Raw genomic sequence first — 12451 nt, forward strand, 5'->3', positions numbered from 1 at the left:
GCATTACTCTTCGCCGCGGCTGATCAGCACATCGAAGGTTTCCAGCGCCCGCAGCAGACCGGCCATTTGCTGTGACCGCCCCCGATAGACCACCTCGGCCATCGCCAGAATACCGGAAACGGTGGGAAGCGCCTCGCCGCGCTCCAGGATGGTCTTCATCCGCGGCAGAAAAATCCATTGTAGCCACTGCTCGAACGATAGCGTATCGACGCAGAACGGCTCTTGGCTGGCGAGCGCCTGAGCATCCGGAGGCGACGAAGCCCATAGGTCATGCACCCGCAACTCACGTTCTATAAGCAATAACTGGTCAGCCAACTCGGCGATGCGACAGTCCATCACATAGCCACCTTGGCCCGCTCGCGAGCCTGTGCAGCGCCCGCTGCATTACCCTGGCGCTCACGCGCTTGAGCGATCAGCTCCCACAGACTCGCTTGCAGCGCAGGACGGCCGCTGGCATAACTCAAACCTCGGCGAGATAGCTGCTCGGCCTGCACGGCATCGCCTTGAGCCAGGCGCACCTGGGCCAGGCGATAAAGCACCTGGGGCTCCCGAGGCGCAATCCGCTGGGCGCGTTCAAGACTGGACGCCGCACCGTTCAGGTCGCCTCCGCCTTGTTGTTGTTGAGCCGTAGTGAGTAACGCCAATACCGGCCCATCAAGCCGCTCGTCAGCCGACAGCGTTCCGCTATTCGACGGAATGCCGCTCGGCATGGACTGGCTTGGTGCTGATGCCGGCGCTGGAGCCGGTTGAGGAGCACTCCACTGCCCAGGCGCGCCCGGCACCGGATCCGAAGTCCCGGAGAACGCAGCATCCGGCGCTGCGAAGGTCTGTAATGGCTCCGAATTCTGCTGCGGCACCATGACCATGACGCTTGCATCTTGTGCAGGCTGCGCGGTGGAAAGAGAAGGACCAGTAGCTCGATAAGGCTGCCGCGCCGAGACCTCCTCGGACACCGGCGCACCCGAATCGACGACGGGTATCGCCCCTCGCTTTACCGTTGCACACCCCTGCACCAGCGCAGCGATCGCCACAACCATCATCCATTGCTTGCTCAAAATTCGAACCTCTTGAAATTCCATTCAGCTGAGAACACTCAGGGCAGCCAACCGCGAACCCAATCCATGACCGACTCAGCTGGCGCCCGGATACCGCAACCGGGTCCCGGCGCGGGCTCGCTGCCGCGAATGTAGGGAATCTGCACGGCGTCAGGGCAATTTTCCAACGTCCCTTGCCCAGTTTGCGCATCCACCCAGGCAAGCTCGACATTCTCGGGCAGTTGCATTTGTAGTGGCAATGGATCGGCTCGGCGCATGAAATCCGCCCAAATCTGCAATGCTCCAGTCGCACCGGTCAGCGACGTCTTACCGTTATCGTCACGACCCAGCCAAACCACTGCCAACAGGTCCTGACTGAACCCGGCGAACCAGCTATCGCGTGAGTCGTTGGTGGTACCGGTCTTGCCCGCCAGCGCCAACGATTTCGGCACGTAATTGTAGGCTGAGCGACCCGTACCTTCGAGCATGACACGCCGCATGGCGTACTGAGTCAGGTAGATCGCGCCAGCATCGAAACGCTGCTCGATCTTGAACGGATAGCGACTGAGCGGCTCACCGTCAGCAGCCACAACGCTGCGAATACCGCGCAGCGGCGTATTGAAACCGCCATTAGCGAGCGTCTGGTATATGCCGGCGACTTCGATCGGCCGCAGACCACCCGCCCCCAGCAGCATTGAGGGATAAGCCGGCCACTGCGGCGAAGCCCCCAATCGCTCTAGGGTTTTCAGCACATGCGGGACCCCGAGATCCAGGCCCAAGCGCGCGGTGGACAGATTGTAAGAATTGGCCAGCGCCTGATAGAGATAAACCGTACCGTGCGCGGTGCGCCCATAATTCTGCGGTTTCCATACCTGGCCATCGGCACCTTTGACCGAGAACGGTTCATCGTCCAACAGACTGGTCAGGGTGTACTGGCTAGGCTTTTCCAGCGCCGCGAGATAGATGGCCGGTTTGATCAGCGACCCGATGGGTCGCGAAGCATCCAGTGCCCGGTTGAACCCGGCAAAGCCCGGTCGACGACTACCGAGCATCGCCTGAAGCTCTCCGGTTTCTGGATTGGTGACCAGCATCGCCCCCTCGACACCCTCCGCCGCCTTGCCAAGTCGCTTCAGCGTTTCCGTCATGGCCTGTTCGGCCTTGCGTTGGAGGATCGGATCAAAGCTGGTGAAGACCCTCAAACCTTCCTCGGTCAAATCCTCGTCGCGGTAATCCTCGCGCAGCTGGCGTTTAACCAGATCAAGGAAGGCCGGATAAGAGCTGTCGGCAAGGCTGCCCCGCTGCGTGACCCCAAGCGGAGTCTGCCGTGCCGCAGCTGCCTCTTCGGGCGTCAAGACCTGCTGCTCCGCCAAGAGGTCGAGTACAAGATTTCGACGCTCCAATGCTCGTTCCGGATGACGTCGCGGGTTGTAGTAGGTGGGCCCCTTTACCATGCCGACCAGCAGCGCGATGTGCTGCACTTTCAATTCGGCGAGCGGACGACCGAAGAAATATTGACTGGCCAAGCCGAACCCATGAATGGACCGGCGACCGTCTTGCCCGAGAAACACCTCATTGAGGTAGGCCTCGAGAATTTCCTTCTTGTCGTAATGCAACTCCAGTAGCACTGCCATCATCGCCTCGGTGGCTTTGCGACTGAGGCTGCGCTCATTGGTCAAATAGAAATTCTTGACCAGCTGCTGGGTCAGTGTGCTTCCACCCTGACGCACTTCGCCGGCGGTCAGATTGACCCAGACAGCCCGTGCGATGGACTTGGGCGACACACCGAAGTGATCGAAAAATTCCCTGTCCTCAACCGCAACCAGCGTTTCGGCAAGATAAGGCGGCGCCTGGTCGAGCCTGATGAGAATTCGGTCCTCGTTGTGCGCGGGATACAGCCCGCCGATGATGACGGGCTCCAAACGCGCCACCGGAAGTTCGCCACCATCGGCCCGCGTCAGACCGGCGACGAAATCGCCGGAAAAACGCACCCGAATGCGCTGCGACTCTTCGGCCCCTTCGTAAAACCGGAACCCGCGGGTATACATCTCTACAGCGTTGGCGGCCACCGACATGCTGCCAGGACCATTGACAGCTTTTTCGCGGCGATAACCCAGCGCGTCGAGCTCAGTCAGGAAATCCTCCTTCGCGAGCTTCTGCCCAACGAACAGCTCAAGGGGGCGCGCATAAACCGTAGCGGGAATAGTCCAGCGCTTGCCGGAAAACTTCTCCTGCACCACGGCGTCGAGGTAAACGGCCACCCCGGCTAATACCACGAGGGCCACAATGGATAGTTTGACCACCCAACCCAGCCAGGGACGGGAGCCACCGGAACGGCGCTTGGAGCGGGAACGAGAGGAGCGTGCTTTAGTCATGGCGGCGCATTATACGCACTTTGATTTGCTCGGAAGACGGCCTCTTGGCGGGTTTGCAGGCCATGCTCAGAAAGACATAATGAAGCGCTTTCCGAGTATGTGATCCGCGTCCCGATTGGCTCACATCCCCCCGCCCAATAACTGCAAGGAATGACCGTGAGCCAAGCATTGATCGCCGCGTTGCAAAATCCGGCCCTCTATCCCCACCCGGTCGACGGTTTCAGGGTCATCGAGACCCACATATCCTGGGTCATCCTCACCGGACCCTACGCCTACAAGATGAAGAAGCCGGTCGACTTCGGCTTCCTCAACTTCACCGAACTGGCGGATCGTAAGCACTTCTGCGAAGAGGAGCTGCGCCTGAATCAGCGCATGGCGCCGGACCTGTACCTGCGCGTGCTGCCGGTTTCTGGCAGTGTTGACGCTCCGGTAATCGACGGTGGCGGCGAGCCGATCGAATACCTGCTGCAAATGCGTGAATTCCCACAAACACAGTTGATGGCCGAAGTTCAAGCGCGCGGCGAGCTAACCGACGCCCATATCGACGCCCTTGCTGAACAAATCGCCCGCTTTCACCTGAGCATCCCCCAGGCTCCGGCCGAGCACCCGCTGAACAGTGCCGAGGCGATCGTGGCGCCGATGCGACAGAACTTCGAGCAGATCCGTCCGCTGCTGACCGAGCAAGCCGATCTACAGCAGCTCGACGCGCTGTTCGACTGGACCGAAACGAGCATTGCCCGTCTGCAGCCACTACTGGCACAGCGCGCCCAGCAGGGCTTTATCCGCGAATGCCACGGCGACCTGCATCTGGGCAACGCCACGCTCATCGATGACCAGGTGGTGCTGTTCGACTGCATCGAGTTCAACGAACCCTTCCGCCTGATCGATATCGCCTGCGATACGGCCTTCCTGGCGATGGACCTGGAAGATCGCGAACTAAAATGTCAGTCGCGGCGCTTTATTAACGGCTGGCTGGAGCGCACCGGTGACTACGCCGCGCTCGAGCTGCTCAACCTCTACAAAGCCTATCGGGCAATGGTTCGCGCCAAGGTCAACCTGTTCCGACTGCATCAGGAAGAAGACGCGGTGCAGCGCCGAGTGATCCTGCGTCAGTATCGTGGCTACGCCAATCTGGCTGAAAGCTACAGCGCCATCCCGTCTCGCTTCCTCGCTATCACCCACGGCGTATCGGCGGTAGGCAAAAGCCGGGTCGCGCTGCGTCTGGTCGAGGCCCTGGGTGCGATCAGGCTGCGCTCGGATGTTGAACGCAAGCGATTGCATGGCGAGCAACCACAGGCCCTCGCAGCCGAACTGGATTCTGGCATCTACAGCGCCGAAGCTGGCGGCGCCACCTATCGGCGACTGCACTCGCTGGCCGAGACCGCATTGAACGCCGGCTTTTCGGTGGTCATCGATGCTACCTACCTCAAGCAACAACAGCGCCAGGCAGCCTGGCAGGCCGCTGAGTCGACCGGTGTGCCTTTCATGATTCTGACCTGCGAGGCGCCGGATGCCGTCATTTGGCAGTGGCTTGCCCAGCGAAGCGCCGAAGGCGGCGACCCGTCCGACGCGACCATGGCGGTGATCAAGGCACAGCAAGCCTCACGCGAGCCGCTGAGCGAAAGCGAGCAACTGCTCAACCGGCAGATCGATACACCCGAGGCCGGTAGTCTCGACGCGCTGGTCAGTGCCATTCGCCAACGCTTACCCGGGCTCTAACACCTGGGGTCGAAGCGATTGCGCCGGGTGTGACTGGTGTACCCAAGCGCCGCCGAGGGCAGAACCCGGCGGTGCTTCTATACTTCGACAGGTCTGTCTATGGAAGTTGACCATGTCGCATCGCGTTCTGCCATTCGTTTTGCCGGAGCATCACCATGAGTGACAGCGTCCGGCTCTTCTCGATTCGCTCCGACGATTACGCTCAATTCCGCCCTTCTTATCCGGACTGCCTGTTCAGCTGGCTCGCCGAGCAGTGCGTGCATACTCGATGTGCTCTCGACGTAGCCGCCGGCAGCGGTCAGGCGACGCTTCCGCTGTTGGGGCGTTTCGACCGTATTCTTGCCTGCGATGCCAGCACTGATCAGTTGTATGGCAGCGCTGGCTGGCAATCCACGCAACGTTTCGCAGCTCAGGCTGAGCGGCTGCCGCTGCGCGAGGGGCGAATCGACCTGATGATCGTCGCGCAGGCGCTGCACTGGTTCGCCACCCCTGCATTCTTTGCCGAGGCGAAGCGAGTGCTCGCCCCGAATGGCCTGTTCTGCGCATGGTGCTACAGCCTGCTTTGCATCGAACCCGCACTGGATGAGGTTATTTCCCGTCTGCACAGCGAAACGTTACGAGGGTATTGGCCACGAGGCCGTGCCAGCGTCGATGCAGGCTATAGGGATATCCAGGCGCCGTTCGAGACGATTGAGCCCCCTGACTTCGCCATCGAGGTCCACTGGGATCTCCCGCAACTGCTCGGCTATCTACGCACCTGGTCGGCCGTCAAGCAATGGCAGCAAACCCATGACAGGGATCCGGTAGCTCAGTTGGAACCCGAACTTGCGCAGTTATGGGGCGACCCGGAACGTCAGCGCAAGATTTGCTGGCCGCTTCATTTTGTCGCCGGCTACCCGGGCCGATAGGAGCAAATATGCACGACGAGTTGCTGGCCTTGAGAAATCTCGGCAAGACATCCGCACAATGGCTGCACGCCTCCGGCATCCACACGGCCGACGACCTACGCCGGCTCGGCGCGGTCAGCGCTTACCAGGCGGTCAAGTTGCGAGGATTCAGCGCATCGAGGGTCCTGTTGTATGCCATTGAAGGCGCACTGCGGGACATCAACTGGAAGGAACTGCCAGATGCACTCAAGAGCGAGCTGAACCAGCATCTGGCAAGTTGCGATCACAGAGACAAGAGCTAGCTCACAACCTCTGCGTGGCGTGATTTACTCTAGCCCACTGCAATCTTATTGTGAGCGCGCGCATCGCTCTACCTTTGTGAGCTCGCTTGTCCAAGGATTGCCGTCATGTATCTACTCGGGGAACAACCGGCCTACGCCGATCAGCTGATCAATCGTCTGCAGGGGATCCCCGCGCAACTCCTGGAAGGCTTGGCGCCTTCCGCTCCCCCTATCGAAATCAAAGGCTCCGATGATCTGACAGCGGCGCTACCCGAGCAGCACCTGTTCATCATCGAGAGCGGCCTGCTGCATGCGCTGGTAGATGAAAAGCCATTGTTCTACATGCAGGAAGGGGACCTCCTCGGGCTGCGCCAGGGCATCGAATTGCCGATCTGTCGCTATCGCAGCGACGAGTCGATTCGCCTGATTCCCTATTCGCGCAGCGCAGTATTCCAACATATCCATATTGATCAACGCCGCCAGGAACTCTTTACCCAGTACCTGATTGGCCAGACGGCTCTGCTATCCGATGCGCTGGCACGACTGAAGCAACCTGAAATTCATCCAACCACCGGATTCCAGCATTTCGCCGCAGGCGAAGAATTGATTCATCAAGGCGATGACGCGGACAACGTCTTCATCATCATTGAAGGGCACGCCGAAGCGATTGTTGACGGACAGAAAGTCGGCGATGTTCAGCGCGATGAAATCTTCGGCGCTATGGCCGTATTCACCCAGGAAAAGCGCAGCGCCACCGTTGTCGCCACCTCCGCCTGCACCGTCATGCTGATTCCCAAAGACCAATTCCTCAGCCTGATGCAGAGCAATCCAAAAATCGCTCATAGCCTGATAGAAAGCATGGCCAGACGCATCGACCTGCTCAACAAGGAAGTCACCCAGCTGCGCCTGCCCCTCTCCGCATAACCCAGCCAAGGCCAATGTTTGAGCGATAAGAAATTTATTTCACGATCAGCTATTGACGACTGAATGAGAATTGTTATTATTAGCACCACTGGTCGCGAGATCAGTTGGTAAGCTGGAAGACCAGGCAGTCGGACTTTCAGGTTATCTCCTCATCAGGCTAATCACGGTTTTGACCCGGCTCTTGCCGGGTCTTTTTTTGACCGCATAAAGGGCTAGCGGGTCAGGCCGTATAAAAACGCCGTGTGACCGAGCACATCAGCTTTCCATTCCGCCTACGCGTTATTTGGGCAACGGCTGGGTCGTTTCGTGGAGCCCAGCGCAATAGTCTCTTTGCAGCCGGGCTGGAGTAAGCCAGACGAAATCGGCTTGCTCCGCCTGCAGGGGCTCTTCCACTTCCGCAAGTATCAGCACACGGGTGATGCGGGTATCGCCCTGGTCTGCCAGATACAGGGGGACCCCGAGGTCACGCCGCACGTGAAAAGCACCTGCCACTAATATCGCCGGCTTCGGCGCCGCATTCAGCCGCTCGGCCATTCGCCGGTCACGTTGCTGCTGCACGGCAAGCATTGCGGGCAGTTGCGCCTCTGGCAGCAAGTTGCAGTGAGCACCGCGAATCTGCTTCAACAACTCGCTGCGTACATACTCCGCAGACGCGGCACCGGTTATCACCGGCACGCGACGATAGATGTCTCTGATCTCGGCACGATTGAGATTTGCCGAAAGCAATGGGTAGGGCTGTGCCAGCGCATACTCGACCAGCGGCGCATACAGCCTCCAATCCCATCCCTGCTGCCACTCCAGCGCAGCCGGGAGATCCGCTGGCCATTCCCCGCGCTTGATCGAAGCCTGCGCGCCGTCCACCTTTTCCTGCTGATCGGGATTGAGCATCTCGAGGAGCAGGCTGCCCTGCTCTCGTCGCTGCGCCAGCGCCTCGAGAAGCCAACGCTCCAGAGCATGATGGTCGGGATTGTCATGGCGTTCGCCCACCAGCACTTCGTCCGCGTCGGCCAGCTCGTTGATCAGTTGCTGAGCCGAAATCCTCGTCCTGTGACGAAGGTCGATGATCTGGCCAAGATCAGGATGATCCAGCCCCTCTGAACTTTGCCATTGTGGGAGTGGAGGCACCGTTTGACACGCAACAAGCAGGACCGCGGTGACAAGTAGCAAACATCGCATCGGCAATTCCTCAGTGGGCAAGACCAGCGAATGTCCCCGGTCCAGGTATTGCTGAATCATTACATGAGGCCGAACACGCTTTTCAGCGGTTCGGCACAGGAGTACTTGCTCCGGCGTGCCGGTCAGGCGGGGACGGCCGTCAGCAAGCAATAGCAGGCGATCCCAATAGCGTGCCGCAAGATTCAGATCATGAAGGCTCACCAGCATCACGCCGCCCTGATTCAAGAACTGCCGGACCGATCAAAAGATGCTGTGCTGATGCGAGGGATCGAGCATCGCCGCGGGCTCATCGAGATGCAATACTTGCTTGGCGCTGCCCGGCCACAACTGCACAAGTACCCGAGCCAGATACACGCGCTGCTGTTCGGCTCCCGATAGCGTCACTCAGCGCCCCAGCAAGATGCTTTTACCGGCTCCGTCGGGGCCTAGCACGCCGAGCACCTCACCCGGAGCCAGCGGTGTCACTGAGGCGCCGATGAATGCGCTCAGTGACAACAGATGGGGCTCAAACAATAGCGGGACGCCGCTCCAATTCGCCGCCAATGATTGTTAAGTCAGCGCCCAGTACGGCTGTGCTGGAAAACACCGATCAAGCCAGCGTGCTCATGGAAATGCCACCAGCCGATGTTCGATGCAACGAAAAAGCCCGCCAACCGGTCCGCCAGCGATATCAGCCCATGCCCTACGCCAAAAAGGAAACCTCGGCGATAATCCGCTCGATCAAGGGGGGAATATGATTCGATTATGTGCCATGAGCGATGTTGCGGAAGGCCAGAGCAAGGGCATCGAAATAAAGGGCCAGCGCCTGCTCGCCGTACGCAAGGAGGGCACCTTGTATCTCTACGAGAATCGTTGCCCGCACCGCGGCATTCCTCTGGAATGGCTTCCGGATCAGTTTCTGGACAGCAGCGGGAGCCTGATCCAATGCGCCACTCACGGCGCGCTGTTTCTCATCGATAGCGGCGAATGTGTGGCCGGCCCCTGCGCCGGGCAAGCCCTGAGAGCGCTGCCGAGCGTTGAACGCGACGGCATTATCTGGTTGCAAAACGCGGACTAGTGCGACGTTGCGCCCGAGCGACGATCCGCCGCGTTGGGTATCATGACGCCACTGCTATATGTGAGATGACCATGCGCCGTTTGCTGAGTCTGCTGATCCTGCTCTTCGCCCTTCCTGCCACCGCGGGCCTGTTCGATAGTCGTCCCAGCTCCACTCTGGGCGGACTGAACAACAGTGCAGACTTTCTTCCAGTACGCGAGGCCTTCCGCCTGAGCCTGGTGGAAGCAACGCCTGAGCAGGTCAAGCTTCGCTTCGTCTCCGCGGAGGGCTATTACCTTTACCGGCACCGCTTTCAATTCAAAACCAATGAGGCCAGCGTAACCATCGGAGAGGCGAAGCTACCAGCAGGGGAGCGGAAGACAGACGACTATTTTGGCGAAGTCGAGGTCTTCTACGGCGTGCTCGATGTCGAGCTGCCGGTGCAGAACCCCAACGATCTTCCCTTTACGCTACAGGTCACCTACCAGGGTTGCGCCGACAAGGGCCTCTGCTACCCACCGGAGACGGAGTCACTTGAGATAGGCGACACGTCCGCATCGAACACCGCACTCGTCGATTCCAACAGCTCGACCGATCACGCTGCCGAATTGTCCTGGCGCTCGGTCGCGCTGTTTTTTCTCGCCGGGCTGGGCCTGACGTTCACCCCTTGCGTGTTACCGATGCTGCCAATTCTGTCCGGCGTGGTCCTGCGGGGACAGACCGGGGGTGCGCGTAGCTTCTTGTTGTCGCTGGCTTACGTACTGCCGATGGCAGGCGGCTTCGCACTCTTGGGCGCGTTGATGGGCGTGTTCGGTGCCGAGCTGAATTTGCAGGCACGCTTGCAATCACCTTGGATTCTCGTCCCATTCGCGCTTTTCTTCGTTGCGTTTGCCTTGGCCATGTTCGGCCTGTTCGAATTGCGCTTGCCTCAGCTACTGACCCGCCGCCTCGATCGCCTCGCGGGCAATGCAAAAGGCGGTTCGCTCATCGGTGCCGCGCTGCTGGGTGCCGTGTCCAGCTTGCTGGTCTCGCCGTGCGTCTCCGCACCTCTAGCAGGCGCGCTGCTGTACATCAGTGCCAGCGGCGACGCCCTGGGGGGCGGCTTGAAGCTGTTCGCCCTCGGGCTCGGCATGGGCGCGCCACTGATCCTGTTTGCGACTGGCGGCGGTGCATTGCTACCAAAGAGTGGTCCATGGATGGTCTCAGTGCGAAACACCTTTGGCGTACTGCTGCTGGCGGTTGCGGTGTGGATGCTCGAGCGGGTTTTGCCGGGCCCCATGTCTCTGGCTCTGTGGGGCTTGCTGGCAGCCGGTACAGCAGTGTTTCTCGGTACGCTGGAATTCTCCGCAAAGACGCCGTGGCAAAAACTTGCTCAGCTGCTAGGCCTGGCGTTACTGGTCTATGCACTGGCCGCCTGGGTCGGCGCGTTGCAAGGCGGCTCCGACCCTCTGCGTCCGCTGCCACGCACGCCTTCGATTGTCGATGGCAGCGTGACCCGCGCGACCGAAGGCTGGCACACCGTCTCCACGCCTGCTGAGCTCGACTTCCAGCTCGACGCGGCGCGTGCAGCCGGCCAACCGTTGATGCTCGACTGGTACGCCGATTGGTGTATCAGCTGCAAAGTGATCGAGCGTGAGGTATTCGCCGATCCGCAGATCGTTCCCCGCCTGGCCGACTACCGCCTGATTCGCTTCGATATCACCGACAGCAATCCGGAACAGCGCGCGCTACTCGACCGCTACAAACTTTTCGGCCCCCCTGCAATCCTGTTCTTCGGTCGTGACGGAACGGAACTGGCTGAAGTACGTGTCGTCGGCGAAATCGACGCAAGGCAGTTCGCTGAACGGTTGAATCGCGCCGAGACACTTCTCTAGCAAGGGATCCTTGCGGCAATCTCCAGCCATAATGTCGGCATTTACGCCGATCAAGACATGACTGGACAGTCAGCCCCCGCTTCGTGCATAGTTTTTCCCTTCACCCATCTGCGGCCGCCGGGGCGCGGATCGGACAGAACAACAAGGAATACTCATGGCAACGTTTCTGGTCCTCCACGGCCCGAATCTGAATATGCTCGGCACTCGCGAACCCGGCGTCTATGGCGCAGTCACGCTGGCGCAGATCAACCAGGATCTGGAACAGCGGGCCCGCGATGCTGGCCATCACCTATTGCATCTGCAGTCCAATGCCGAGTACGAGCTCATCGAGCGTATCCATGCCGCACGCAGCGAAGGTGTGGACTTCATACTGTTCAATCCCGCCGCTTTTACGCATACCAGCGTCGCGTTACGTGACGCGCTGCTGGCGGTGAGCATCCCATTCATCGAAGTGCACCTTTCAAACGTGCACAAGCGTGAACCTTTCCGCCATCACTCCTACTTTTCGGACGTCGCGGTAGGGGTGATCTGCGGTCTTGGCGCCAGCGGCTACCGCCTGGCATTGGAGGCCGCCCTGGAACAACTCGCTGCTTCCTGACAGGACCGCGCGCGACACGCGCCCGGCCTCGAAGAAGCGAGCAGCAATGCCCTTTGAACTTACTTGGGAGTCAACGCTTCATGGATATTCGCAAAGTCAAGAAACTGATCGAGCTGCTGGAAGAGTCCGGTATCGATGAGCTGGAAATTCACGAGGGCGAAGAATCTGTCCGCATCAGCCGCCACAGCAAGCAAGTGGCGATGCAGCAGCCCTATTACGCTCAGGCACCGATGGCCGCCCCCGCCGCCGCTCCGGCCGCAGCCCCAGCAGCCGCCGACGTGGCACCGGCGCAGCCTAAGCTCAACGGCACCGTGGTTCGCTCGCCGATGGTCGGCACCTTCTACCGCGCCTCCTCGCCGGAGTCGGCCAACTTTGTTGAAGTGGGCCAGAGCGTCAAGAAGGGCGACATCCTCTGCATTGTCGAAGCCATGAAGATGATGAACCACATCGAGGCCGAAACCAGCGGCACCATCGAATCCATCCTGGTGGAGAATGGGCAGCCGGTCGAATACGACCAGCCGCTGTTCACCATCGTTTGAACCGCGGAGAA

12 protein-coding genes and 1 pseudogene are annotated in these 12451 nt (G+C 60.1%); 8 read left to right on the forward strand and 5 right to left on the reverse strand.

Annotated features, from left to right (window positions below):
- Nucleotides 1-3: 3 nt before the first annotated feature.
- From CH92_RS16355 to mrcB, 3 genes are read right to left on the reverse strand one after another with little or no spacing between them, the layout of a single operon-like run.
- A complete protein-coding gene (locus tag CH92_RS16355) occupies nt 4-336 on the reverse strand; it encodes a YqcC family protein (protein WP_025242842.1) in 333 nt (110 codons plus the stop codon).
- On the reverse strand, nt 336-1040 hold the full coding sequence (locus CH92_RS16360) for a tetratricopeptide repeat protein (protein WP_025242843.1): 705 nt from the start codon (nt 1038-1040) through the stop codon (nt 336-338). The genes CH92_RS16355 and CH92_RS16360 overlap by 1 nt, the downstream gene beginning before the upstream one ends.
- 53 nt (nt 1041-1093) lie before the next feature.
- Complete coding sequence (gene mrcB / locus CH92_RS16365) at nt 1094-3406, reverse strand: penicillin-binding protein 1B (RefSeq protein WP_025242844.1); 2313 nt, start codon at nt 3404-3406, stop codon at nt 1094-1096.
- A gap of 156 nt (nt 3407-3562) precedes the next feature.
- Here mrcB and CH92_RS16370 point away from each other — a divergent pair, with 156 nt between their 5' ends.
- From CH92_RS16370 to CH92_RS16385, 4 genes are all read left to right on the forward strand, one after another.
- On the forward strand, nt 3563-5125 hold the full coding sequence (locus tag CH92_RS16370) for an AAA family ATPase (protein WP_025242845.1): 1563 nt from the start codon (nt 3563-3565) through the stop codon (nt 5123-5125).
- Nucleotides 5126-5280: 155 nt separating this feature from the next.
- Entirely contained in the window at nt 5281-6033 is a 753-nt protein-coding gene (locus CH92_RS16375) for a class I SAM-dependent methyltransferase (protein WP_025242846.1), read from the forward strand.
- Nucleotides 6034-6041: 8 nt separating this feature from the next.
- The gene (locus CH92_RS16380) at nt 6042-6314 is read left to right on the forward strand and encodes a TfoX/Sxy family protein (RefSeq protein WP_025242847.1); all 273 of its coding nucleotides are present in this window, start codon (nt 6042-6044) and stop codon (nt 6312-6314) included.
- Between the two features lie 105 nt (nt 6315-6419).
- Nucleotides 6420-7217 carry a cyclic nucleotide-binding domain-containing protein gene (locus CH92_RS16385; protein WP_025242848.1) on the forward strand — a complete coding sequence of 266 codons (798 nt, stop codon included), beginning with the start codon at nt 6420-6422 and terminating at the stop codon, nt 7215-7217.
- Nucleotides 7218-7496: 279 nt separating this feature from the next.
- On the opposite strand, the gene CH92_RS16390 is transcribed toward CH92_RS16385, so the two are convergent.
- A complete protein-coding gene (locus CH92_RS16390; protein ID WP_025242849.1) occupies nt 7497-8393 on the reverse strand; it encodes a ChaN family lipoprotein in 897 nt (298 codons plus the stop codon).
- An 18-nt stretch (nt 8394-8411) separates the two neighbouring features.
- Nucleotides 8412-8777: pseudogene (locus CH92_RS22505) on the reverse strand (heme ABC transporter ATP-binding protein); the annotation flags it as partial.
- 349 nt (nt 8778-9126) lie between these two features.
- Here CH92_RS22505 and CH92_RS16400 point away from each other — a divergent pair.
- From CH92_RS16400 to accB, 4 genes are all read left to right on the forward strand, one after another.
- Nucleotides 9127-9450 (forward strand): Rieske (2Fe-2S) protein, encoded by a 324-nt coding sequence (locus CH92_RS16400; protein WP_025242850.1) that lies wholly within the window; start codon nt 9127-9129, stop codon nt 9448-9450.
- A 71-nt stretch (nt 9451-9521) separates the two neighbouring features.
- Nucleotides 9522-11303 (forward strand): protein-disulfide reductase DsbD, encoded by a 1782-nt coding sequence (locus CH92_RS16405; protein ID WP_025242851.1) that lies wholly within the window; start codon nt 9522-9524, stop codon nt 11301-11303.
- Nucleotides 11304-11457: 154 nt separating this feature from the next.
- Nucleotides 11458-11901 carry a type II 3-dehydroquinate dehydratase gene (aroQ, locus tag CH92_RS16410; RefSeq protein ID WP_025242852.1) on the forward strand — a complete coding sequence of 148 codons (444 nt, stop codon included), beginning with the start codon at nt 11458-11460 and terminating at the stop codon, nt 11899-11901.
- Between the two features lie 80 nt (nt 11902-11981).
- On the forward strand, nt 11982-12440 hold the full coding sequence (accB, locus tag CH92_RS16415) for an acetyl-CoA carboxylase biotin carboxyl carrier protein (protein ID WP_025242853.1): 459 nt from the start codon (nt 11982-11984) through the stop codon (nt 12438-12440).
- Nucleotides 12441-12451 lie beyond the last annotated feature (11 nt).

Source organism: Stutzerimonas stutzeri (assembly GCF_000590475.1).
GTDB classification, from domain to species: domain Bacteria; phylum Pseudomonadota; class Gammaproteobacteria; order Pseudomonadales; family Pseudomonadaceae; genus Stutzerimonas; species Stutzerimonas stutzeri_D.